Here is a 22,584-nt window from a genome sequence, read left to right as displayed (position 1 = left end):
TTTAAAAGTTTTTATACTGAAAAGAATTCTGATTTATGGCCAATGTTGTTCTTGAACTTAAAAATGCTGCAATTTACCAGCGGGAAAACCTTATACTTTCTGAAGTTGATGTTACGGTGAATAAAGGTGACTTTGTTTACCTTATAGGAAAAACCGGTACTGGCAAAAGTAGTTTTATGAAAACACTTTATGGCGATCTTCCTTTAACCGAAGGTGAAGGCTCCATAGTCGATTTTAATCTTAGAAAATTAAAGGAAAAAGATATTCCTTATTTACGTAGAAAACTGGGCATCGTATTTCAGGATTTTAAGTTGTTGACTGATCGTAATATTAAAGACAACCTACTTTTCGTATTAAAAGCAACAGGCTGGAAAGACAAAAACAATATGGATCAAAAAATTGATCTTGTTTTAGAAAAAGTAGGGATGAAAACCAAAGGTTTTAAATTTCCATACCAACTTTCAGGAGGAGAGCAACAACGTGTAGCGATTGCCCGCGCACTTTTAAATGATCCTGAATTAATCCTTGCCGATGAGCCTACCGGAAACCTGGATCCGCAAACCTCGGTAGAAGTGATGGAAGTATTACAGGAAATTAGCCGTAACGGGAATACTATCTTAATGGCTACTCATGATTATGCATTGTTACTAAAATATCCTTCTAAAACCCTAAAATGTGACGGTCAACGTGTATTTGAAGTAGTGCAGAAAACGGTCTAAAAAAGTTAGAAAGCTAAAATTGCTTTTAGGAATTTCAAAAAGAAAATAATAAAAAAAGAACTGTCTAAGATTACACTTTAGACAGTTCTTTTTTTATTATCTATATTGAGAATTAGTAAACTTTACCTCCTACTAATATCCAATTTTCAATTCCTCCTTCCAGTTCGTATACCTCCTCAAAGCCATCATCTTTAAGAATTTCAATCGCCTTTTTCGTATTTCCCTTATTTTTACCATAAATCACCACCGGCTTATCTTTAGCCAGCGTATCAAAAAAAAGAGAATTATCATTGCTTTCACTCAAAATGATATTCTTAGCTTTAAATATATGGGCATCATCAAATTGTTGAGCTGAACGCACATCTAAAACCTGAATTTCATCTTTCTTCATACGATCCAGCATTTCTTCAGGAGAAATCATTTCAATTTCACTGGCTTCAACTTCCTTACAGCCTTGTGAACATAAGAGCAAAATTGTAAATAATAAAAGGTATTTTCTCATTAGTCTTCTGCCGTTTCGCCTTCCCATTCCATAAAGCCTCCTTTTAAATTGTAAGTATTGGAAAAGCCTAGCTGGTCAAGGATCGAACAGGCTTGTGCACTTCTTTTACCAGATCTGCAATAAATATAATAGTTCTTATCTTTATCAAGTTGCTCTACCTCATCAATAAACCCCTGCCCCTTATAAATATCAATATTCTTAGAATTTGGGATGTATCCCTCTTCAACTTCTTCTTCAGTTCTAACATCAAGAATAGCCGCGTTAGCATCTTTACCAAGCTGTTCTCTCCATTCTTCCTGTTCAAGTTCTTTCATTATATGTACATTTTATATTAAGCAATGTAAATATACATTATCTAAATTAACTGCATTCCTGTGCCCATCAAACAACTGTATTTTTTTAACCTTTCTTTAATATATCACACTAAAAAGTTATATATATTTGTATATACAAATGTTGTAGAAACAATGAAGACTGAAGAGATTTTAAAAACAGACCATCTTAAAGACACCAAGAAACTGGTTATTAATATCATGCTTTGTGCCGACAAAGCAACCACAATGATGAACGAGTCACTTAAACCCCATGAAATCTCTATACAACAATTTAATGTTTTACGCATTTTACGGGGACAAAAAGGAACTCCCGCAAATCTTAGTACTATACAGGAGCGAATGGTAAATAAAATGAGTAACACCACCAGACTGGTAGATAAACTTATCCATAAGAATCTTGTTGAACGATTTGTTTGTAAAGAAAACCGCCGAAAAATTGAAATCATTATCACTAAAGAAGGCTTAAAACTACTAGAGATCCTAGACCCAATAATAGACCATCTGGAAGATAACTTCTCTAACTCTATTACGAAAGAAGAATTATTAACATTAAACCAGCTACTTGAAAAAGTTAGAAATTAAATAAAGAGCTGCGGGAAAAGATTCCCAGATAGGACTGGAAAAACTTTTTACAATTTCACGACAAGCTAAAGCGTGTAATAATACAATACCAATAAAACCGAAAAAAATTATGAGTTCAGTTATTAAAAATCTAAAATGGAGGTACGCCACTAAAAAGTTTGATGCCTCTAAAAAAATCGATCAAGAAGATCTAGAAGCACTTTTGGAAGGAGTGCAATTATCTGCTTCTTCTTATGGTTTACAACCCTATCAGATTTTTGTTATAGAAAACCCAGAGATTAGGGAAAAATTAAAATCTGCAGCGTGGGATCAAACACAACTTACTGACGCATCACAGGTTATCGTATTTGCTAATCATAAAAAACTGGATGAAGCTTATGTAGATGACTACATCAAAAACATCGCAGAAACCAGGAATATGAGTGTTGAAGATCTGCAAGGTATGGCAGATATGATTAAAAACACAACCTTAAAAATGGAAGCCGATCAGCAAAACGAATGGGCTCAAAAACAAAGTTACCTGGCATTGGGCTTTTTACTAAACACAGCTGCACATCTTAAAATAGATGTTTGCCCAATGGAAGGATTTTCAGCAGAGAATTTCGATAAAATTCTTGGCTTAGAAGAAAAAGGGCTTCATACTGCAGTGATTGCTTGTATTGGTTATCGCAGTGAAGAAGATGACTATCAACATGCGACGAAAGTACGAAAATCAACACAGGATTTATTCCACTTTATATAAAATCAAATAATAAAATTGCTATGAAAAAGAATATCATTAAAGGAGCTTTAGCTTCAGTTGTTGTAATTGCTTCACTTGCTTTTACCAGTATGGCTAAAAAAATTGATGTAAAAGAAAGTAAGATTACCTGGAAAGGCGAAAAGGTAACTGGCAGTCACGAAGGGACCATCGATTTGAAATCCGGATACTTAGATGTAGAAGATGAGAAAATCTTAGGAGGAGAATTTGTGATCGATATGACTTCTCTTCAATCTACCGATCTTGAGGGCGAAAGCAAAGGAAAATTGGAAGGTCACTTAAAATCAGACGATTTTTTTGGTGTTGCCAATCATCCTGAAGCTAAACTTATCATTACCACAGCATCCAAAAAATCTGGTAATACTTATGGTATCGTAGGTGATCTTACAATTAAAGGAATAACCAATCCCGTAACTTTTGATATGGTTTATAATGGGAAATCTGCCAATGCAAATCTTATTATCGATCGTACGAAATACAATGTACGTTACGGCTCTGGAAGTTTCTTTGATAATCTGGGAGATAAAACTATTTATGACGAATTTAAAATCGCTGTGGATTTAAAATTCTAAAATTCCAACCATTGTATTTCAATCCCGTAATCTTCCCTGAAGATTACGGGATTTATTTTTTGATTATTTGTTTGTGATTTAAAAATTGATGGCTATATTTGAGGCAATGAAAAACAGAATTGCAAATACTTGGTGGTGGTCTAACTTACGTACAAACTTCGTGAGCTAAATTGCCATTATATAAAAATATAAGAAAAAGGCTTGTCTCACGACAAGCCTTTTTTTATTTCAAGATACTTTAAATTATGTACACATTAAAGACCAATTACAAAAAACTCCTTGCAGATACCATTACTCCTGTAAGCGTTTACTTAAAGGTAAGGGACAAGTATCCAAATAGCCTACTATTAGAAAGTAGCGACTACCACGCCAATAAAAATAGCTTCTCCTACATTTGTTGCAATCCAGTTGCCTCTATAAGAGTACAGAATGAGGAAATTTTAGAGGAATATCCAGACGGAACTTCAAAAACAACCAAAATCAGTTCAGAGATTAACCTTCCCGAAAAAATTCAGGATTTTGGAAAATTGTTCGATACCGAGGAATCTGACTTTAAATTTATCAATAACGGGCTCTTTGGCTATATTTCTTACGATGGTGTACGCTATTTTGAAGACATAAACATCACCAAGAAAAAAGGCGACCTGGAATTACCAGATATGTACTATGCGGTATACCAAAACATCATCGCCATTAACCATTTTAATAATCAGGCATTTATTTTTAATCACTCCTATAGTGATGATAATAAAATTGAAGAAATCGAACAGCTGATAAGCGTTAAGAATTTTGCCACTTACGATTTTCATCGCGAAGGCGAGACCCAAAGTAACCTTACCGACAAAGAATTTATAGAACAGGTGAAATTCGGTAAAAAACATTGTCATCGTGGTGATGTCTTTCAGATTGTACTTTCCAGACGTTTCTCTCAAAAATTTAAAGGAGACGAATTTAATGTGTACCGTGCTTTACGCAGTATCAACCCTTCTCCTTACCTTTTCTATTTTGACTATGGCAACTTTAAGATTTTTGGAAGTTCGCCAGAAGCTCAATTGATCATCGATGAAGGCAAGGCCGAAATTCATCCTATCGCCGGTACATTTAAACGTACCGGAAACGACGAAAAAGATGCCGAAATTGCCAAACAACTTAGTGCCGATGAGAAAGAAAATGCTGAACATGTCATGCTGGTTGATCTTGCTCGTAATGACCTAAGTCGAAACGGAAGCAATGTAAAAGTCGAAACTTATCGAGAAATCCAATTTTTCTCTCATGTTATTCATTTAGTGAGCAAAGTAACCGGAACCAAAAATCCTAATACGCCAACCATGCAGGTGGTAGCCGATACATTTCCGGCAGGTACATTAAGCGGCGCACCAAAACATAGCGCCATGAAGCTTATTGAAGAATGTGAAAATGTAAACCGTGATGCCTACGGTGGTGCGATTGGATTTATGGATTTTCACGGCAACTTTAACCATGCCATCATTATCAGATCCTTTGTTAGTAAAAACCATCAATTACATTATCAGGCCGGTGCCGGGGTGGTCTCAGAATCTAAAGATGAAAACGAGCTTCAGGAAGTATACAATAAACTTGGAGCATTAACCAAAGCATTAGAAATCGCTGAAAATATAGAATAATGGCGTTACTGACCTAAAGGGCAGTCGGGCTTTCGGTAGTCGCTTTTTTAAACGCTAATTCGCTTAAAAAGAGCTCCAACAAAACCTCAATCCCTAACGCGAAAAGAACTCTTTAAAATGAAAAAAGTATTAGTGATAGATAATTATGATTCGTTTGTATACAATCTTGTACACTATCTGGAGGATTTAGAATGCCAGGTAACCGTAAAGAGAAACGATCAACTGGATATCGATTTTGTACAAAATTTCGATAAGATTTTACTGTCTCCGGGCCCGGGAATTCCTTCTGAAGCCGGGCTATTAAAACCTATTATAGAAAAGTATGGTGCTACCAAAAGTATTTTCGGCGTTTGCCTTGGCCAACAGGCTATCGGCGAAGTTTATGGCGGCACTTTAGGTAATTTAGAATCGGTTTATCACGGCGTGGCAACAGATATTGATATTGTGGTAGACGATGAACCTTTATTTGCAGGGCTAGATAAAAAAATAAAAGTAGGACGTTACCATTCCTGGGTAGTATTAAAAGATTTACCAGACGTTTTAGAAGCCACTTCATTTGATGATAAGGGGCAAGTCATGTCTTTACGCCATCGAGAATTTGATGTGAGAGGCGTACAATTTCATCCAGAATCGGTTTTAACTCCTGAAGGGAAAAAAATGATTGCTAACTGGGTGAAAGCCTAGGCTCATAAAACAACTTCAGACCCACCGGTAGAATACCGGGCATAGAATTTTAAAAACTATAAATTTAGATTCGGTTTAACCGAGTTGTCGTTATAAAATGAAAGAATTACTAAACAGGCTTATTAATCACGAGACGATAAGTAAAGCAGAAGCAAAACAAGCTTTATTCAATATTTCTAATGGAGAGTATAATGAAAGTCAGATTGCCGCTTTTCTTACGGTCTATATGATGCGAAGTGTTACGATTGCAGAGCTTGAAGGTTTTAGAGACGCACTTTTAGAACTTTGCGTAGCGGTAGATCTTAGCGCCTATAATCCTATTGATCTTTGCGGAACCGGGGGCGATGGTAAAAATACCTTTAATATTTCTACAACCTCATCATTTGTAACTGCCGGTGCTGGTGTAAAAGTAGCTAAACATGGTAATTACGGAGTATCATCTGTTAGTGGTAGTTCTAATGCTATGGAGCACCTGGGCATACGTTTTAGCAGTGATGCTTCTTTTCTGGAAAAATGCATTGATAAAGCAGGCATTTGCGTATTGCATGCTCCCCTATTCCACCCGGCCATGAAAAATGTAGCTCCTATCCGTAAAAGCTTAGCGGTAAAAACATTTTTTAATATGTTAGGACCAATGGTAAATCCAGCATTTCCAAAAAATCAGTTAGTAGGAGTTTTTAACTTAGAGTTGGCTAGAATGTATGGCTATCTGTATCAAAATACCGATAAGAATTTTAGTATTCTTCACGCTTTAGATGGATACGATGAAATTTCGTTAACCAGCGACACTAAAGTAATTTCAAATCATACAGAAAGTATGTTGAAACCGGCTGATTTTGGAGTTCGTAAACTAGAACAAAAAGAAATTTACGGTGGCGGAACCATCGAGAATTCGGCTATGATCTTAGTAAAAATTCTTAGGGGCGAAGGTACCGAAGCCCAGGAAAATGTGGTGTGTGCTAATGCGGGTATGGCAATTGCGACCGCTAAAAATATTAAGATAAAAGAAGGCTTTTCTGCAGCAAAAGAATCGATTAAATCTGGAAAAGCCTTAGAGGCATTAAAAAAATTACAGCATTTAAGCGAATAATAGCTATGAATATTCTTGATAAAATAATCGCAGATAAACATAAAGAACTACTTCTTAAAAAACTAGTGGTTCCGGTATCACAATTAGAAAATTCGGCTTTGTTTAAAAGAGAAACGATTTCTTTAGCCAATGCACTTCGAGAAAGCAAAAGCGGAATTATAGCCGAACATAAACGCCGCTCTCCTTCTAAATCGATAATCAACCAAAGCTTAAATATAGAAGATGTAGCCAGGGGTTACGAACATGCTGGAGTAAGCGGAATATCGGTTTTAACTGACGGAAAATATTTTGGAGGTTCTTTAGACGATTTGCTGTATGCACGTGCTGCAGTAAAAATGCCAATCCTAAGAAAAGAGTTTATAATTGACGAATACCAATTATTAGAAGCCAAAGCTCATGGCGCCGATGTGATCCTATTGATCGCTGCCGTTCTTGAACGCGAGCAAATCAAACAATTATCTGAATTTGCTAAAAACCTTGGTTTAGATGTATTGCTTGAAGTACATAACGAAGAGGAATTGAAGAAATCGATCATGCCTAGTTTAGATATGTTGGGCGTAAATAACCGAAACCTTAAAACCTTTGAAGTTAGCACTCAGATAAGCAAAGATCTTTCTGAAAAAATCCCGGACGATTTTGTAAAAGTTAGCGAAAGCGGAATCAGTTCGGTAGAAGCTATTAAAGAACTAAAACAATATGGCTACGAAGGTTTTTTAATTGGAGAAAACTTTATGAAAACCAATAATCCCGGTGAAAATGCTAAGAAGTTTATTGAGGAACTTAGTAGTTAGATTTGAGTAGTGAGAAAATTCTACGATTTGAAGATGTAGTAATTTGAAAAAGTTTATCTAGAGACAAGATTTAAGATTCAAGAATCAGGATGAATTATTATAGATTTTGAATTATAAATATTGTCATTTCGACCGAAGCGTAGCGAAACGGAGAAATCTCTTAATAAGAATATAGACGTTTCACTTAGAAAATAGAGAATAGACGAGGTGATTCAAAAAAAAACTGTCAGCTTTTAGCTTTCAGCTAAATGCCACTTCGAGTGATTTTTAAATAGAATAAAAAAATAAAATCGAGAAGTAAAATAGAATTAGAATTTTTAATCTTATAAATAATATTAGCTGACAGCTAAAGGCTGGGCTAAAAACTAAAACCATGACCCTAAAACTCAAAATATGCGGCATGAAATACCCTGAAAACATTCAGGATATCGCAGCTCTCAATCCAGATTATATGGGTTTTATTTTCTATGAAAAAACACCTCGATTTTTTAATACTGAAATTCCTAAGATCCAGAATTCAATAAAAAAGACCGGTGTTTTTGTGAAATCCAAGATTGCAGAAATTCTGGATAAGATCAATAAATATGATCTTAATGCTATTCAGCTTCATGGTGGCGAATCAGCCGAGTTTTGTGCTGAGCTAAAATTAGTTTTAAAAGAAACATCTATTGAAATTATAAAAGTGTTTTCTGTTAAATCGGAATTCGATTTTAACCAGTTAGCAGATTTTGAAGATCATGTTGATTATTTTCTTTTTGATACCAAAGGCAAACATAAAGGAGGGAACGGCGAAACTTTCGATTGGACCTTATTAAAAGAATACCCATCTGAAAAACCATTTTTTCTAAGTGGTGGTATTGGTTTGGAACAATTTGAAGATCTAAAGAAATTCTATATGTATTTCAACAAAATTGGCAAACAAGATTTACTTTATGCAGTAGATGTAAATAGTGCTTTTGAAAGTGAACCCGGTCTAAAGGATATTGAAAAATTAAGACAATTTGTTGATGTGATGATGTGATAATGTGGTGATTTGTAAATTTAAATTGAGAAGCAAGAGACAAAAACCAGGAAACAGGATGAATTATTATGGATTTTGAATTATAAATATTGTCATTTCGACTGAAGTGTAACGAAACGGAGAAATCCCTTAGGAAGAATATACACCCATCCGCTGACAGAACATAGAGAATAGAAAATTTGTTGATGTGATGATTTGTAAATTTAAATTGAGAAGCAAGAGACAAGAACCAGGAAACAGGATGAATTATTATGGATTTGGAATGCTGAATTTTGAATTATAAATATTGTCATTTCGACTGAAGCGTAGCGAAACGGAGAAATCCCTTACAAAACCTGTTCACTGTTAACTGTAAACTTTTATATAAATAAGAAAAATTAAGCCGAAAGCTAAAAACTGTAGGCTAAAAAGCTAAATAAAATGACATACCAGGCAAACGAAAAAGGATATTACGGCGAATTTGGTGGCGCCTTTATTCCTGAAATGCTATATCCTAATGTTGAAGAATTACGCAGGCAGTACTTAGACATTATGAAAGAAGATTCTTTTCAGAAAGAATTTAAAGCGCTTCTTAAAGATTATGTAGGCCGCCCTACCCCACTTTATTACGCCGAACGTTTTAGTAAAAAATACAACACTAAAGTCTATTTAAAACGTGAAGATCTTTGCCATACCGGCGCTCACAAAGTAAATAATACGGTTGGGCAAATTTTAATGGCAAAACGACTGGGAAAAAACCGAATTATCGCTGAAACCGGTGCCGGACAGCACGGTGTTGCCACTGCTACCGTTTGTGCGCTTATGGGAATAGAATGTATTGTGTACATGGGGGAAATCGATATTGAACGCCAGGCACCAAATGTAGCCCGTATGAAAATGCTTGGCGCCAAAGTAGTTCCTGCAAAATCGGGTAGTAAAACCCTTAAAGATGCAACCAACGAAGCGATTCGTGATTGGATTAATAATCCCGTAGATACGCATTATATTATCGGTTCGGTTGTCGGCCCGCATCCATATCCAGATATGGTTGCACGATTTCAGGCGATAATTTCAGAAGAAATCAAAACACAGCTAAAGGAAAAAGAAAATCGTGAAAATCCAGATTATATTGTGGCCTGTGTTGGTGGAGGTAGTAATGCTGCCGGTGCCTACTTTCATTATTTAGACAATCCTGAAGTTGGAATTATTGCTGTAGAAGCTGCCGGAAAAGGAATTTATACCGGTGAAAGTGCTGCAACCTCTGCTTTAGGAAAAGAAGGTATTATTCACGGCAGTAAAACCTTACTAATGCAAACTGATGACGGGCAAATAACAGAACCTTATTCAATTTCAGCTGGGCTGGATTATCCAGGAGTGGGGCCTATGCATGCGCATTTATTTAGAAGCGGCCGTGGTGAGTTTATTTCTATCACCGATGACGCCGCCATGAAAGCAGGGCTGGAATTAGCGAAATTAGAAGGAATTATCCCGGCGATAGAATCCTCTCATGCTCTGGCAATTTTTGAAGATCGAAAATTTAAAGAAGATGATGTGGTGGTAGTAAATCTTTCTGGCCGTGGCGATAAAGATCTAAATACATATATCGATTATTTTGAGTTATAATAAACAGTAAATGTTTAATATTTAAATCGCAAAAGAAAACATTTTAAAACAACTGTTACCTTAAAACTATCCATGCTTCAGATAGGATTGATACGGGATATCATCCATACAATTACTGAGATAATAGATGAGATTCCGTTTCTTCCGATAGCTATCGGGGAAAGAATGACTAAAAGAAGCTAAAAACCAAAAGCGATAAAAAATGAATAGAATAAATCAAAGAATGAAAGAAGACAAAAAACTTCTTTCTATATATTTTACTTCAGGATATCCTGAAATTGAAGACACGGTACATATTATTAAAAACCTTGAAAAAAGTGGGGTCGATTTTATTGAAATCGGGCTTCCGTTTAGTGACCCTTTAGCTGATGGTCCTACCATTCAGGAAAGTTCTACAATTGCATTAAAAAACGGAATGACCACCAACAAGCTCTTTGAACAATTAAAAGATATTCGTTCGGAAGTTTCGATTCCACTAATTATTATGGGCTATTTTAATCCCATTCTTCAATTTGGCGTAGAAAAATTTTGCGCAAAATGTGAAGAAGTTGGTATCGACGGGCTCATTATTCCGGATCTTCCTGTAGACGTTTATAAGGATGAATATAAAGTGATATTCGAAAAACATCGATTAAAGAATATATTCCTAATCACGCCACAAACTTCAGAAGAACGTATTCGTTTTATAGATAAAGTTTCCGACGGATTTATTTATATGGTAAGTACCGCTAGCGTTACCGGAAGCACTAAAGGTTTTGGCGACGAAACCAAAGCATATTTTAAACGAATTTCAGAAATGAAACTTAGAAATCCGCAAGTGGTTGGATTTGGAATTAGTGATGAGGCTACGTTTAATGATGCTACCAAATATGCTAAAGGTGCTATTATTGGTAGTGCTTTTATCAAGCATTTAAATAAAAATGGCATAGGGAATATTCAGGATTTTGTAAAATCGGTTCGCCCGGTTTAACCTAAGTCTAACAATGTATTGGGAGCTTTTAAGAGTATGTATTTGTATCTTTAAGATGAACTTAAAAAACATGAATTATGGGAGGGCCAATTGAAGATAACCGCCGAACACGAAAAACAGATCAAAAAAATCCAACACAACCATCGGGAAATAGAAATGAGTCTACTAACAAAGTAGATATCGATGAAAAAACGATTAAAGATCAACAAAACAAAAAATAACTTTTATGGGAAGAGGCGATAAAAAAACAAAACGAGGGAAAATAGCTATCGGTACTAATGGAAAGCTACGCCCTAAGCGTAAAAAGTTTAAAGTAAAGCCAACTACCCTTGCCGAGCAAGATAAAAAAGACTTACAGTAAAAGTTTAGTATAGAATATTTTATTTAAACCTCACAGGTTTTAAAAACCTGTGAGGTTTTTTGCTTTTCATTGAATTTTAATGAACTCAAAAAAACTCTTTATACTGAAGCACTCTAAAATCCAATGTGTTAAAAGCGGGATTTTGAGCTTTTAATTGTTTATAAAGCTGATTACTCCCTATCGCCATATTTGCTGAGCCCGAAGGTGCAATTAAAGAAACCGTTTTAATTAAACGACCATCTAAAATAAATTGATGAATCCTGGGGGGGGCGTTATCTACTATTTTCAGTTTTATATCTTCTTCAGAATTTTTTAAATGTCTTCGGAAGAAATACTCGGGTCCATTCTTACTATTCCCTCCAGTAAATAAAAGGGTTTCGATCTTTGGATGATTTCGTAAAATCTGAAGCATATTTCTAAGCTCTACATTCTGCATCCCTAAATCTGAAGCATCAATTTTCTCTCTGAAACTACTTTCCACCACATCACAAATCCCAATGCCTCGCTTCCGGAGAAAATCCTTGCGTTGTACAATAGCTTCGTGGGAATTATCATAAATTAATTCCAGATCAAAAATTCGGTCTAAAATTGGCCAAAGTAGGCCATCCTGACTTCCATAACAAAAATCTACATCGCGTTCTTTTAGGCTACGTTGTGTAAATCTTGGTGGTGGTAAGGTTCCCACGATGAGCTTGGTAGCTTCTTCAGGAATAAAAGGCGGAAATGGATGTTTGTGATGAAAAATATCAGTATTATTTAAATTCGACCCTCTTTTTCTAAATATTGCGTGGCTTCCCGCAAGCTATCAAAAATCTTATCGGCAGCCTTTACATTATCTTTTAAATTAGGATTCCCCTGAATAGCCAAACATTCCAATCCTGCAGCCTTTGCCGAAGCTACTCCAGTCCTCGTATCTTCAAAAACGACCATGTTTTCTTTTGGCAAGTTGATTTTTTCAATAGCAGTTAGATAACTTTCAGGATCTGGTTTGCTATTTTTTACATCGGTTCTGGTAATCGTGAACTTAAAATATTTTGCGATACCTGTTTTCTCCAAAAGAAACTCAACATTATTACGCGGACTACCGGTAACCAGATAAATAGGAATGCCTTTTTCTTTAAAGAGATCTAAAGTTTCTATGGCATAAGGCATAAATTCAACTTCAGATTCTTTTACCAGTTTCTCGGCCATACGCTCACGCTTATAGGTTAAGTCTTCCCTTGAAATTGGCAAATCAAATTGTTCTATTATGGCTTTTGCATTGATGGGAGAAGGCGTACCGGCGTAAGTTTTTATATAAAAATCGTAATCCAGTTCGGCACCATAATCGTTTAAAACTTCTACCCACGAGTTGTAATGATAATGTTCTGAATCTACTAATGTACCGTCGAAATCGAAAATTGCTGTTTTTATTTCAGCCATTGTTGTTGTTTTTGGAATTTTCTACGAAAATACTTCCGCAGAAATAAAGCTTTTTATTACTAATATTAAGTTACTGTAAGTTCTTTTATTAAGGAGAGCTCGGGAAATACATAGAAAACTCATCATGAATTTCGAGGCAACCCACATGAAAATCAAACTTTCGTTAAGAAACTATCTAATAAACACCGGTTCGTTTTCTTTTTCGGTATGCTCTTCGCTAAATTTATAATCATCATAATCGAAGCCTTTAATATCATCTAAATTCTTTGCCGAAGAATCGATAATATAACGTACCATAGCACCACGAGCTTTTTTTGCATAAAAACTAATGATCTTTAATTTTCCGTTTTTGTAATCCTTAAAAACAGGAGAAATCACCGGTTTTTTTAAAGCTTTAGTATCCACTGCTTTAAAATATTCGTTGCTGGCAAGATTCACAAAAAGCTCATCATCTTTTAATTCAGAATTTAAATAATTGGTCACTTTTTCTTTCCACACTTCATAAAGTGTATCTGTGCTCTCAATTCCTATTTTAGTACCCATTTCTAAACGGTAGGGCTGAATGAGATCGAGTGGTCTTAAAATTCCGTATAAACCCGATAGAATTCGCAGGGTATTCTGGATAACATCTAATTTTTCTTCAGGAAGCGTATAGGCATCCAGCCCATTATAAACATCACCATTAAAGGCATACATTGCGGGACGTGAATTCTTTTTAGTATGATCTTCTTCGAATTCCTGATAACGTGTATAATTTAAATCGGACAGCTTATCGCTAATACTCATTAATTCTGAAATCTCTTTTTTGGTCATTCTGGCCAATTTTCGATTCAGTTTCGCAGTAGTTTCCAGGAAAGCAGGCTGCGTTCCTCGCGTAGTAGGTAATTTTGATTCGTAATCCAGGCTTTTTGCCGGTGAAACAACTATTTTCATTTTTCTTTTCTTTTTTTCTTAGTCTCCCTAAACCGGCCGGTGAGGCGGGCTGGTTTCAGGGTCTCATAAAAAATTATGAGATGCTCAATAAATTCCGATATTTATCGGAACAGCAAGACTTCATAAATTTAAACAATTACGAAGATAAGACTTCGCTTTCCGAAAATAAAAAAGACCTTTAATCACTTATTTATACAGCAATAAAAAGGTCTTATATTATATCGAATTTCGCTAAACTACTCCAGCATTTCTTTTTGATTTTTAGCGTAGTTGCGCCATTTCTCAATAGCGCCAAGCATATCTTCTGGCAAGTCTGAATTAAAACTCATCCACTCTCCTGTTTTTGGATGGGTAAAGCCTAAAGTCTTCGCATGAAGTGCTTGTCTTGGTAAAATCTTAAAACAATTTTCTACAAACTGCTTGTATTTGGTAAAGGTTGTCCCTTTTAAGATTTTCTCCCCGCCATAGCGTTCATCATTAAAAAGGGTATGACCTATATGCTTCATATGTACCCTGATTTGATGTGTTCTTCCTGTTTCCAGTTTACAAGCCACCAGGGTCACATAGCCAAATCGTTCTAACACCTTCAAATGAGTTACAGCAGGTTTTCCTTTTTCAGCATCTTCACCTTCATAAACGGTATTCTGAAGTCGGTTTTTTGGATGCCTGCCAATATTACCTTCCACGGTGCCTTCGTCTTCCTCTACATTCCCCCAAACTATAGCTATGTATTCGCGCTCACTGGTTTTATCAAAAAATTGTTTTGATAAATGAGCCATGGCATGTTCTGTTTTAGCGATCACTAACAGTCCGCTGGTATCTTTATCGATTCGATGCACCAGACCGGGGCGATCACTACTATTATTCGGAAGATTTTCGAAATGATATACCAGGGCATTAATTAAGGTCCCGCTATAATTACCATGACCGGGATGCACTACCATTCCTGCCGGTTTATTTACAACGAGTAGTGTATCATCTTCATAAACAATATCTAAAGGAATATTCTCTGGCGTTAGCAAAAATTCATACGGCGGATGCTCGAACATCACCTGCACCACATCACCGGCTTTTACCTTATAGTTTTGCTTTACAGGGACATCGTTCACGTAAATGTTCCCATCTTTTGCCGCTTTCTGAATTTTATTACGAGTCGCTTTCTCGATATAATTCATCAAATATTTGTCAACACGAAGCGGATTTTGGCCTTTTTCAGCAATAAATTTATGATGCTCGTATAACGTTTCGTCGTTCTGGTCTTCCAGCTCGTTATTTTCTTCGGGATGCTCGCTCATTAAAAATCAAATTGGTCTTCGTTCGTTTGTTCCGTCTCAACACTATCTTCCACAGGACGACTATAGCTTCCAGAACCATCTCCTAAAACCAAATCGATTTTAGAAGTTTTCATTAATTCGTCTCCCGGCTCTATTAGTTCCCCATTATGACGAAGTTCCAACACGGCATCTTCAGCGATATCTGGTTTATAAGTAATCTCCCCTATTTCAAAACCTAATGATTTTAACGTAGGTTCTGCTTGTCTTCGGGTACGACGAATAAGATCTGGGATTAACACTTTACGATAACCCGAAGGGTTTAAAGTAAGATATATTTTTCTGTTTTCCTTTACAAATTTCCCTGCTTTAGGGACTTGCTCGATAACCGAAAATCGTGGATAATCCGGATTAAAATTAGCAGAATCCAAAATCTCATATCTAAGGTCTTTTTCCTTCAGCATGGTTTCTACTTCGCTTAGCGACAACTCGGCAAGATTTGGAACTTCTATTCGTTCTCCCTGGTTTGTAGTATAATCTAACCACTGCATGGCAGCATATCCTAAAACGACCACAAAAATAATTGCCAGCACTAGCTGAATTAAAAATGTTTTACTGAAAATGAATTTGAACAATCCCATATATTTACAAAATAAAAAGCAAAGATATAAAAACACCTTGGTTTTGGTGACACCCTTTTTTCTTGATATTTTTGTTTTAAACGCAACATCATCTTAGATATTGAATATGAAGAAAAAAATTGCCATCGCAATGGGCGGTTTTTCAAGTGAATACCGCATTTCTATTAATAGTGGAAACATGGTTTACGAAAACCTGGATCGTAATAAATACGAACCCTATCGCGTGCATATTTTACAAAATGAATGGTTTGTAGTTGCTCACGACGATACGCCCTACCCTATTAATAAAAATGATTTCACGGTAAAAATGGGTACTGAAATTATAAAATTTGATTGTGTTTTTAATACTATTCACGGTACGCCAGGTGAAAACGGATTGTTACAGGCCTATTTAGAATTGCTAAATATTCCGCAAACAGCAGCCAATCATTACCAGTCGGCATTAACTTTTAATAAAAGAGATTTAATAAGTGTATTGAAACCTTACGGAATCAAAAGCGCAAAAAATTATTTTCTCAATAAAGAAGATGCGATTAATCCAGATGAAATTATCAAGAAAGTAGGATTACCCTGTTTTGTAAAAGCAAATCGTGCCGGAAGCAGCTTCGGAATCACCAAGGTAAAACAAAAAAATGAATTATACCGAGCTGCACAAAATGCATTTCAGGAAGATGATGAAGCTATAATTGAATCTTTTCTTGATGGTACTGAAGTTTCAGTAGGTGTGATTACTTATAACAGGGAGATCATAGCTCTTCCGGTAACCGAAATTGTTTCAGAAAATGAATTCTTTGATTACGAAGCCAAGTATTTAGGAAAATCCCAGGAAATTACTCCAGCCAGAATTTCAGAAAAAGACACAAAAAAGGTTCAGGAAATAGCCAAGCTGATCTATAAGAAATTAAAAATGAAAGGATTTACCCGATCGGAATTTATTTTCCACAACGGTGAGCCACATTTTATTGAAATGAATACTACACCAGGATTGAGCCAGGCTAGTATTTTACCTCAGCAAGCAGCAAAAGCAGGTATTAGTTTACAGGATTTATACGGCAGTGCGATTGAAGCTTCTTTGGTATAATTGTTAGAAATTGTAACCTATTTTTAAATCTAGACTTATTACTCCTCCATCACTGTCGTAATAATTTTTTTCATTAAAATAAGTAGCATAACCAATACCTATTCCTAATTCATAACCAAAGTGTCTACCTATATTTCTTTTAATTCCCCATTTTGGGATAAATGAAATTTGGTTAGGCACACTTACATTATTTTCATCTGAAATAACAAATAAATCAGGATGTACAGTAATGTCTAAACTCAAGAAATTAGCCGCATTATTCCAGGTTTTCCTACCTCTATCAGCTCGTTTATTTAGATTATAGTACCATCTGGGCTCTAAAGTTATTACTGGAGCAAAAACATAGTGCATATCTCCATTAGAATAAAAAGAATTTGCCCATAGACCGCCATCAAAGCCAATTTCTGTTCTGAATGAAAACTCGTCAGCCAATCGTAATTCATTATATGCCCAAACGCCTAAAACACCGGTTTGAATTCCGTATAAAGATTCTTCCACTGAATAATTTTGTGCTTTTAAACCTGAACTCCATAAAAATAAAAAAAGTAAAATGATGATGAATCTGTTCATTTTTTGATCGGTATATTATTAAATGTGGCGAATATAAAAAATAACGCTTATAGCTATAACACAAAATCGGATTTTGTTTACTTCTTTTTTTATAAGACCTTAGTATTATTAATTGATTAAATATGAGGAGAGCAGTATTTCCAGGATCATTCGATCCTATTACCTTAGGGCATGTAGATATTATTGAACGCGGTCTTCCGCTTTTTGATGAAATTATTCTGGCTATTGGTACAAATAGCAGTAAAAAGTATATGTTCTCTTTAGAAAAGCGTTTAGCGTTTCTTGAAAAGACTTTCAAGGACGAAACTAAAATAAAAGTTACTACTTATAAAGGACTTACGGTTGATTTCTGTAAAGAAATTGATGCTAAATTTTTACTACGCGGATTAAGAAATGGTATTGACCTAGAGTTTGAAAAGTCTATAGGACAAACCAATTTTAAAATGGAAAACATTGAAACTGTTTTTCTTATCGCTTCTGCTGGTCTGGAGCACATCTCTTCTACCGTTGTTAGAGACGTGATGCAACATGGTGGAAAATATGAGTTTATGGTTCCGAATGTAGTGAGTAACTTTCAGGTTCCTGGTTAAAGCTTTAAATTTTAATTTGAAAGCTTATAAAAAGTTGGTATGAAAATTTACCATTTCGTTTTCCTGGACGCTATAATTTTTAAACCTTAGGAGTTTATAATTAATATTCCGTAACATGCCCCCAGTTCTCACCGGTTTTTTATTCTATGTGACTGCATTTGTGCAATAACTGAATTGCTTTGCGATCATTTTTAATCGCGTTCTTCGGTTAGCATCAAAGATTTTTATTTTGATAAATTTCACTTTCGTCTTAGTCAATTTTCGTGAATCGGTGGCTTTCGAAAGATATTCTTAATTTCAGGATAAATAGTGAATTTCCTTTTCTCGCTTGGTAGCCTTTAAATTCTCCATTCGGTTGTCTTTTTTGTATTAATTAAAATGAATAACAAAACCTTGTCCTTCTTTACGCTCCAAAGCAACTCTTCCAATATTTTATAAGTATACTACCTGCTTGACCATACTCATTTTTAAGTTTTATTCTGATTATTTCATATCCGTTCCAATACTTTTGTACTAAAGTTCTATCCCAAATACAGTAATTTTAAATACTCTAACTAGATTGGAGATTTTATAATCTAATTCAGCAGAAACATTCGCTTCAAACTCAATCTCATTCAATTCTTCATTTCAATCACTTCTTAGCATAAATACCAATTTAGAAAAAATAATTAACCGCTATTCCTGTAAAATAATTTCTGGGATAACCGGGATAATAAAATCGGGGTGCTGCACCGCCAAAACCAACAGCATTAGGCAACACACTAGCCGCGTAATGCTCATCAAAAACATTATTTATTCCGCCGTAAATATTCAGTTGAAAATCCTTCATAATATCGAATGCATACCCGGCTTTTAGATTAACCAATTGATACGAATTGGTATATAACAAATTCCCATCGTTCAATGGAATTTCACCTATATTTCTATACCATATATTAAAACTAAAACCAAAATTGGTATTTAAATCAATACCGGCATTTATAGTATGTTTTGGAACCCCGGGTAACTCATTACCCGAATAATCTACTTCTTCATTTACAAAACGATCAAATTTAAAAAAATTGAAAGCCGCATTTACAAATGGACTTATGTGCCAGTTTTCTGCGATATCTAAAGTATATTTCCCGAAGAATTCAATTCCATTATGATCGGTTTTACCTGCGTTGATACCTACGTATTGATCTTCCGCTACCCGCTGTGCTACCAGTAAATTTCGAACCTGGATGCTATACAACGAAACTTCAGTATATAATCGATTATTTAACCAATTGCCTTTAAAACCTATTTCATAATTAAATCCTGTTTCGGCTTTTAGATCTGTATTTATTTGCCCTTCGGGAGTTAAAGTCTCGGCTACGGTTGGTGTAGAAAACCCATGACTTACCGAAGCATATAAATTTTTCCTTTCTGCCACTTCATAAGATAAACCTACTCTTGGTGAAAAAACGGCATCAAATGTATAACTTCCGGTTTGATCGATATTATCTTCAGTATAAAAATCATCTAAACTATAACCAGTCGTATTAAAGTTTAAACCGGCTTCTACCAACAGGTTTTCAGTTAAATTCAGGTTTAGTTGCGCAAAGAAATTGGCATAATAGCGATCCTGTTCGTTATTGCTTAAGCGCTCTCCTCTAACACTACCAAGATCATCGAAATCTTCATACAGATTCTCAAAAGTTCCCGTTTCATACCACTCATTATAATATTGTGCCCCAAAACTAATGTCAGCAGGCTTTTCAAAAATAGAAGTAGCAAGACTAAAATTGGTTCGCGCTCCGGCAGATAATCGTTCTTCTTTTAAAATATCGAATGGCCTGGGCTCGTAAGCATTTCTAAAGTTTAAAAATATACTGGTTTGATTGGTGAAATTTTCAGAAAGATGGTGGTTATAACTTATACCTAGCAACCCTCGATCGTAACTCTCGTAACCTCTAGAAGCTCCCCAGGTGTAGGCAGCGCTTTCTGGATCGTTAAAAAAATCATCTTCGCTTATCGAACTTGGGATATAGGCTTTTAATCTAACGAAATTGGCTAAAAACGACAAACTGTTATTTCCCGAAGTAAGCACTTTAGCATTCAAAAGTCCTGATTTACGATCATATGAACCATTATCCCTCCATCCATCACTTTTTATATGGTTATAATTGGCAAAGAATGAAGAGTTTTCGCCATTTATAGAAATTACATCCGATTTTTTCCAGGTATTGTAACTTCCGCCCTGCATTTTTACGCCAATATGACTTTGTCTTTTTCCAGGATCGGCGGAGTATAGATTTATGGCTCCACCAAGTCCGGCTCCGTAAATACTGCTTGTAGGCCCTTTTATAACTTCAACTCTTTCTAAAGATTCCTGATCAATATCATCTAAAGTGAGTTCTCCTTCTGCTGTTGCCAATGGAATGCCATCGAAATAAGCCTGAATGCGATTGGTTGAATATTGTGCCCTCCCACCAATACCTCGAATATTGATTTTATTCGTATTTAAAGCACCCTGATTTACATAGACACCGGGAACATAATTAAGATTGTCTACAAAATTAGCCGCATCGGTTCTTTCAAGATCGCTTTTAGATAGCAAACTCACCGCTGCAGGCATATTTCGTAATTCGGTAGGAATAAGTGTACTCCTCAATCGTACTTCGGAAAGAGATTCGTTAGACTGCTTCAGATAAATTTTAACATCTGATTGATTTTTATCAAAACTTTTTGATTGCGCTTCAAAACCTATAATGCTAAATTTTAAAACTAAGGGGAATTTAACATTTTCAACAGTAAAAAATCCATCAATACCTGAAACAGCAACAACTTCTGAAGCTGCAATGATATTTACATTTGCAATGGCTTCAGAAGTTGCTTCACTTAAAATTTGTCCTGTAAGATTCTGGCTAAATGAATTTTGCGCACCAACTATTAACATCAGCGCAATAATTATTTTTTTCAAATGCTCTTTTTTAAGAAACCAAATTACTTATTATTCCGCAGAAACTCTCCAAACTACTCCACCGTTATCATCATTCACTAATAAATCACCATTTGGTAAAGTAGTAACACCAACCGGGCGACCATACACCTTGCTACCATCTTCACTGGCAATAAAACCAGTTAAGAAATCTTCTGGTTGCTGTGGTTTCCCACTATTATCAAAGGGAATAAACAACACTTTATAACCAGCGAAATTAGAACGGTTCCAGGACCCATGTTGTCCCACAAACGCTCCGTTTTTATATCGTTTAGGAAATTGATCTTTATTGTAAAAAGTTATACCTAAAGAAGCGGTATGTGAACCAACCGGCACATCAGGAATAATCGCTTTTGCTACCATATCTTTATGTGGTTCTTTATGCCATCTTGGATCTTTTATATTTCCATAATACGAATAAGGCCAGCCATACCACCCACCTTGTTTAACACTGGTCACATAATCCGGCACTAAATTATCTCCAAGTTTATCGCGTTCATTAACGGCTGTCCAAAGTTCGCCGGTAATGGGATTATAATCCATACCTACCGGATTACGTAATCCCGCCGCATAAACAATTTCGTTATTACCATCGGGATCCATCATTAAAATATTGGCTCTTCGCTCTTCTTTGTCCATACCATGTTCACCCGCATTACTAGAGGAACCTACCGTAATCACTAATTTCTTTCCATCTTTACTGGCTATTAAATTACGCGTCCAGTGGTGGTTATACCCACCGGCAGGCAATTCTTTAATTAATTCGCCTTCCCCTTCAAGAGTGGTCATCCCTTTTCGATAAGACCATCTTTTAATAGCGTCTACATTGGCAACATAAAAGTACCCGTCTAAAATAAGCATCCCGTAAGGCTGGTTTAAGCCTTCAGCAAACACAAATCGTTCCTCTGGTTTTCCATCCATATTTGCATCCTTAAAAAGGGTTATTCGGTTAGCACTTTTCTTAGCATCATCACTTTCTACTACAAAAATGTCTGTTCCGCCAGGCGCCACATAAGATCTTCTTGGGTGATCAAGATCTTCTGCGAACTTCGAAACCTTAAATCCTTTAGGTGCTATTGGCATTTGACCTGAAGGCCAAGGAACAATTTCACTACTTTTCTCTACCGATTTTGTTGAAAATGGCGAAGGTAATTCTAAAGTACCTATCGCTGTTTGAACGGTGACTGGTGGCTGCTTAGCCAATTCTTTTTTAGCTTTCTTGGATAATTCTTCTTGCATTTGCGCAACACCACAGAAGCTCACAAGTGCAGATAAGCCGGCACTTACAAATAATTTCTTTCTCATATCTTAGCTTTTCTCTCGAAAATAACCTGAAATAAGACTTCAGAAAAATCATTTAGCAAGATTAAGTATAGTTTAACAGCATAAAATAAAAAGACAAAATTTTTTATGAAAAACAGATAATAAAACTACTAACACAATGAAGTATTTTCTTACACACCATCTATTAATAATACTTCA

25 protein-coding genes are annotated in these 22,584 nt (G+C 35.6%); 15 read left to right on the top strand and 10 right to left on the bottom strand.

Annotated features, from left to right (window positions below):
* The first annotated feature begins 35 nt into the window (after positions 1 to 35).
* Positions 36 to 719, top strand: a complete 684-nt coding sequence (locus ZPR_RS04035; RefSeq protein ID WP_013070343.1) for a cell division ATP-binding protein FtsE — start codon at positions 36 to 38, stop codon at positions 717 to 719.
* Positions 720 to 831: 112 nt separating this feature from the next.
* Here the strand turns inward: ZPR_RS04035 and ZPR_RS22405 are convergent, their stop codons facing one another.
* Positions 832 to 1,221, bottom strand: coding sequence for a rhodanese-like domain-containing protein (locus ZPR_RS22405; protein WP_013070342.1), 390 nt, complete (start codon positions 1,219 to 1,221; stop codon positions 832 to 834).
* Entirely contained in the window at positions 1,221 to 1,535 is a 315-nt protein-coding gene (locus tag ZPR_RS04025; protein WP_013070341.1) for a rhodanese-like domain-containing protein, read from the bottom strand. The genes ZPR_RS22405 and ZPR_RS04025 overlap by 1 nt, the downstream gene beginning before the upstream one ends.
* A 153-nt stretch (positions 1,536 to 1,688) precedes the next feature.
* Between ZPR_RS04025 and ZPR_RS04020 the strand changes: the two genes are divergently transcribed.
* The 12 genes from ZPR_RS04020 to ZPR_RS22835 all read left to right on the top strand — a co-directional run bounded on the left by ZPR_RS04020 (position 1,689) and on the right by ZPR_RS22835 (position 11,632).
* Positions 1,689 to 2,138 (top strand): MarR family winged helix-turn-helix transcriptional regulator, encoded by a 450-nt coding sequence (locus ZPR_RS04020; RefSeq protein WP_013070340.1) that lies wholly within the window; start codon positions 1,689 to 1,691, stop codon positions 2,136 to 2,138.
* Between the two features lie 109 nt (positions 2,139 to 2,247).
* Positions 2,248 to 2,880, top strand: a complete 633-nt coding sequence (locus tag ZPR_RS04015) for an NAD(P)H-dependent oxidoreductase (protein ID WP_013070339.1) — start codon at positions 2,248 to 2,250, stop codon at positions 2,878 to 2,880.
* 20 nt (positions 2,881 to 2,900) lie between these two features.
* A complete protein-coding gene (locus tag ZPR_RS04010; RefSeq protein ID WP_013070338.1) occupies positions 2,901 to 3,470 on the top strand; it encodes a YceI family protein in 570 nt (189 codons plus the stop codon).
* 245 nt (positions 3,471 to 3,715) lie between these two features.
* Positions 3,716 to 5,113 (top strand): anthranilate synthase component I family protein, encoded by a 1,398-nt coding sequence (locus tag ZPR_RS04005; protein ID WP_013070337.1) that lies wholly within the window; start codon positions 3,716 to 3,718, stop codon positions 5,111 to 5,113.
* 117 nt (positions 5,114 to 5,230) lie between these two features.
* Positions 5,231 to 5,797, top strand: a complete 567-nt coding sequence (locus ZPR_RS04000; protein WP_013070336.1) for an anthranilate synthase component II — start codon at positions 5,231 to 5,233, stop codon at positions 5,795 to 5,797.
* A gap of 97 nt (positions 5,798 to 5,894) precedes the next feature.
* Positions 5,895 to 6,887: an anthranilate phosphoribosyltransferase gene (trpD, locus tag ZPR_RS03995; RefSeq protein WP_013070335.1), complete on the top strand. Its 993-nt coding sequence runs from the start codon at positions 5,895 to 5,897 to the stop codon at positions 6,885 to 6,887.
* Between the two features lie 5 nt (positions 6,888 to 6,892).
* Positions 6,893 to 7,678 (top strand): indole-3-glycerol phosphate synthase TrpC, encoded by a 786-nt coding sequence (trpC, locus tag ZPR_RS03990; protein ID WP_013070334.1) that lies wholly within the window; start codon positions 6,893 to 6,895, stop codon positions 7,676 to 7,678.
* Positions 7,679 to 8,078: 400 nt separating this feature from the next.
* Positions 8,079 to 8,699, top strand: a complete 621-nt coding sequence (locus ZPR_RS03985) for a phosphoribosylanthranilate isomerase (RefSeq protein WP_013070333.1) — start codon at positions 8,079 to 8,081, stop codon at positions 8,697 to 8,699.
* 420 nt (positions 8,700 to 9,119) lie between these two features.
* On the top strand, positions 9,120 to 10,301 hold the full coding sequence (gene trpB, locus ZPR_RS03980) for a tryptophan synthase subunit beta (protein ID WP_013070332.1): 1,182 nt from the start codon (positions 9,120 to 9,122) through the stop codon (positions 10,299 to 10,301).
* 202 nt (positions 10,302 to 10,503) lie between these two features.
* On the top strand, positions 10,504 to 11,271 hold the full coding sequence (trpA, locus tag ZPR_RS03975) for a tryptophan synthase subunit alpha (RefSeq protein ID WP_041578660.1): 768 nt from the start codon (positions 10,504 to 10,506) through the stop codon (positions 11,269 to 11,271).
* 77 nt (positions 11,272 to 11,348) lie between these two features.
* On the top strand, positions 11,349 to 11,492 hold the full coding sequence (locus ZPR_RS23340) for a hypothetical protein (RefSeq protein ID WP_013070330.1): 144 nt from the start codon (positions 11,349 to 11,351) through the stop codon (positions 11,490 to 11,492).
* Positions 11,493 to 11,497: 5 nt separating this feature from the next.
* On the top strand, positions 11,498 to 11,632 hold the full coding sequence (locus tag ZPR_RS22835) for a 30S ribosomal protein THX (RefSeq protein WP_013070329.1): 135 nt from the start codon (positions 11,498 to 11,500) through the stop codon (positions 11,630 to 11,632).
* Between the two features lie 85 nt (positions 11,633 to 11,717).
* On the opposite strand, the gene ZPR_RS03970 is transcribed toward ZPR_RS22835, so the two are convergent.
* The 5 genes from ZPR_RS03970 to ZPR_RS03945 form a co-directional block, all read right to left on the bottom strand.
* Positions 11,718 to 12,377: a uracil-DNA glycosylase family protein gene (locus tag ZPR_RS03970; RefSeq protein WP_041578659.1), complete on the bottom strand. Its 660-nt coding sequence runs from the start codon at positions 12,375 to 12,377 to the stop codon at positions 11,718 to 11,720.
* A gap of 11 nt (positions 12,378 to 12,388) precedes the next feature.
* A complete protein-coding gene (locus ZPR_RS03965; protein WP_013070327.1) occupies positions 12,389 to 13,054 on the bottom strand; it encodes an HAD family hydrolase in 666 nt (221 codons plus the stop codon).
* Between the two features lie 171 nt (positions 13,055 to 13,225).
* Positions 13,226 to 13,987, bottom strand: a complete 762-nt coding sequence (yaaA, locus tag ZPR_RS03960; protein WP_013070326.1) for a peroxide stress protein YaaA — start codon at positions 13,985 to 13,987, stop codon at positions 13,226 to 13,228.
* 236 nt (positions 13,988 to 14,223) lie between these two features.
* Positions 14,224 to 15,282 carry an RluA family pseudouridine synthase gene (locus ZPR_RS03950; RefSeq protein ID WP_013070324.1) on the bottom strand — a complete coding sequence of 353 codons (1,059 nt, stop codon included), beginning with the start codon at positions 15,280 to 15,282 and terminating at the stop codon, positions 14,224 to 14,226.
* On the bottom strand, positions 15,282 to 15,899 hold the full coding sequence (locus tag ZPR_RS03945; RefSeq protein WP_041578658.1) for a PASTA domain-containing protein: 618 nt from the start codon (positions 15,897 to 15,899) through the stop codon (positions 15,282 to 15,284). Before ZPR_RS03945 ends, ZPR_RS03950 begins: the two co-directional genes overlap by 1 nt.
* A gap of 106 nt (positions 15,900 to 16,005) precedes the next feature.
* On the opposite strand from ZPR_RS03945, the gene ZPR_RS03940 reads away from it, so the two are divergent.
* The gene (locus ZPR_RS03940; protein ID WP_013070322.1) at positions 16,006 to 16,980 is read left to right on the top strand and encodes a D-alanine--D-alanine ligase; all 975 of its coding nucleotides are present in this window, start codon (positions 16,006 to 16,008) and stop codon (positions 16,978 to 16,980) included.
* 3 nt (positions 16,981 to 16,983) lie between these two features.
* Here ZPR_RS03940 and ZPR_RS03935 read toward each other — a convergent pair whose 3' ends face one another.
* The gene (locus ZPR_RS03935; protein WP_013070321.1) at positions 16,984 to 17,550 is read right to left on the bottom strand and encodes a hypothetical protein; all 567 of its coding nucleotides are present in this window, start codon (positions 17,548 to 17,550) and stop codon (positions 16,984 to 16,986) included.
* A 122-nt stretch (positions 17,551 to 17,672) separates the two neighbouring features.
* On the opposite strand from ZPR_RS03935, the gene coaD reads away from it, so the two are divergent.
* Complete coding sequence (gene coaD / locus ZPR_RS03930) at positions 17,673 to 18,140, top strand: pantetheine-phosphate adenylyltransferase (protein ID WP_013070320.1); 468 nt, start codon at positions 17,673 to 17,675, stop codon at positions 18,138 to 18,140.
* 655 nt (positions 18,141 to 18,795) lie between these two features.
* Here coaD and ZPR_RS03925 read toward each other — a convergent pair.
* Both ZPR_RS03925 and ZPR_RS03920 read right to left on the bottom strand, forming a co-directional pair.
* Entirely contained in the window at positions 18,796 to 21,084 is a 2,289-nt protein-coding gene (locus ZPR_RS03925; RefSeq protein WP_233421357.1) for a TonB-dependent receptor, read from the bottom strand.
* A gap of 30 nt (positions 21,085 to 21,114) precedes the next feature.
* Positions 21,115 to 22,407 (bottom strand): PQQ-dependent sugar dehydrogenase, encoded by a 1,293-nt coding sequence (locus ZPR_RS03920; protein ID WP_013070317.1) that lies wholly within the window; start codon positions 22,405 to 22,407, stop codon positions 21,115 to 21,117.
* Positions 22,408 to 22,584: the final 177 nt, after the last annotated feature.

The sequence above is a fragment of the Zunongwangia profunda SM-A87 genome, from assembly GCF_000023465.1.
Lineage (GTDB): Bacteria > Bacteroidota > Bacteroidia > Flavobacteriales > Flavobacteriaceae > Zunongwangia > Zunongwangia profunda.
This window is presented reverse-complemented; position numbering and strand designations above follow the sequence as displayed.

What these genes read in the sequence shown, in the direction of transcription:
- ZPR_RS22405 (WP_013070342.1), bottom strand. Translation starts at nt 1,221, where the DNA reads ATGAGAAAATACCTTTTATTATTTACAATTTTGCTCTTATGTTCACAA.
- trpB (WP_013070332.1), top strand. Translation starts at nt 9,120, where the DNA reads ATGACATACCAGGCAAACGAAAAAGGATATTACGGCGAATTTGGTGGC.
- ZPR_RS04020 (WP_013070340.1), top strand. Translation starts at nt 1,689, where the DNA reads ATGAAGACTGAAGAGATTTTAAAAACAGACCATCTTAAAGACACCAAG.
- trpD (WP_013070335.1), top strand. Translation starts at nt 5,895, where the DNA reads ATGAAAGAATTACTAAACAGGCTTATTAATCACGAGACGATAAGTAAA.
- ZPR_RS03935 (WP_013070321.1), bottom strand. Translation starts at nt 17,550, where the DNA reads ATGAACAGATTCATCATCATTTTACTTTTTTTATTTTTATGGAGTTCA.
- coaD (WP_013070320.1), top strand. Translation starts at nt 17,673, where the DNA reads ATGAGGAGAGCAGTATTTCCAGGATCATTCGATCCTATTACCTTAGGG.
- ZPR_RS03940 (WP_013070322.1), top strand. Translation starts at nt 16,006, where the DNA reads ATGAAGAAAAAAATTGCCATCGCAATGGGCGGTTTTTCAAGTGAATAC.
- ZPR_RS03945 (WP_041578658.1), bottom strand. Translation starts at nt 15,899, where the DNA reads ATGGGATTGTTCAAATTCATTTTCAGTAAAACATTTTTAATTCAGCTA.
- ZPR_RS04005 (WP_013070337.1), top strand. Translation starts at nt 3,716, where the DNA reads ATGTACACATTAAAGACCAATTACAAAAAACTCCTTGCAGATACCATT.
- ZPR_RS03950 (WP_013070324.1), bottom strand. Translation starts at nt 15,282, where the DNA reads ATGAGCGAGCATCCCGAAGAAAATAACGAGCTGGAAGACCAGAACGAC.
- ZPR_RS04015 (WP_013070339.1), top strand. Translation starts at nt 2,248, where the DNA reads ATGAGTTCAGTTATTAAAAATCTAAAATGGAGGTACGCCACTAAAAAG.
- ZPR_RS03965 (WP_013070327.1), bottom strand. Translation starts at nt 13,054, where the DNA reads ATGGCTGAAATAAAAACAGCAATTTTCGATTTCGACGGTACATTAGTA.
- trpC (WP_013070334.1), top strand. Translation starts at nt 6,893, where the DNA reads ATGAATATTCTTGATAAAATAATCGCAGATAAACATAAAGAACTACTT.
- trpA (WP_041578660.1), top strand. Translation starts at nt 10,504, where the DNA reads ATGAATAGAATAAATCAAAGAATGAAAGAAGACAAAAAACTTCTTTCT.
- ZPR_RS23340 (WP_013070330.1), top strand. Translation starts at nt 11,349, where the DNA reads ATGGGAGGGCCAATTGAAGATAACCGCCGAACACGAAAAACAGATCAA.
- ZPR_RS03985 (WP_013070333.1), top strand. Translation starts at nt 8,079, where the DNA reads ATGAAATACCCTGAAAACATTCAGGATATCGCAGCTCTCAATCCAGAT.
- ZPR_RS04010 (WP_013070338.1), top strand. Translation starts at nt 2,901, where the DNA reads ATGAAAAAGAATATCATTAAAGGAGCTTTAGCTTCAGTTGTTGTAATT.
- ZPR_RS04025 (WP_013070341.1), bottom strand. Translation starts at nt 1,535, where the DNA reads ATGAAAGAACTTGAACAGGAAGAATGGAGAGAACAGCTTGGTAAAGAT.
- ZPR_RS03920 (WP_013070317.1), bottom strand. Translation starts at nt 22,407, where the DNA reads ATGAGAAAGAAATTATTTGTAAGTGCCGGCTTATCTGCACTTGTGAGC.
- ZPR_RS04035 (WP_013070343.1), top strand. Translation starts at nt 36, where the DNA reads ATGGCCAATGTTGTTCTTGAACTTAAAAATGCTGCAATTTACCAGCGG.
- yaaA (WP_013070326.1), bottom strand. Translation starts at nt 13,987, where the DNA reads ATGAAAATAGTTGTTTCACCGGCAAAAAGCCTGGATTACGAATCAAAA.
- ZPR_RS22835 (WP_013070329.1), top strand. Translation starts at nt 11,498, where the DNA reads ATGGGAAGAGGCGATAAAAAAACAAAACGAGGGAAAATAGCTATCGGT.
- ZPR_RS04000 (WP_013070336.1), top strand. Translation starts at nt 5,231, where the DNA reads ATGAAAAAAGTATTAGTGATAGATAATTATGATTCGTTTGTATACAAT.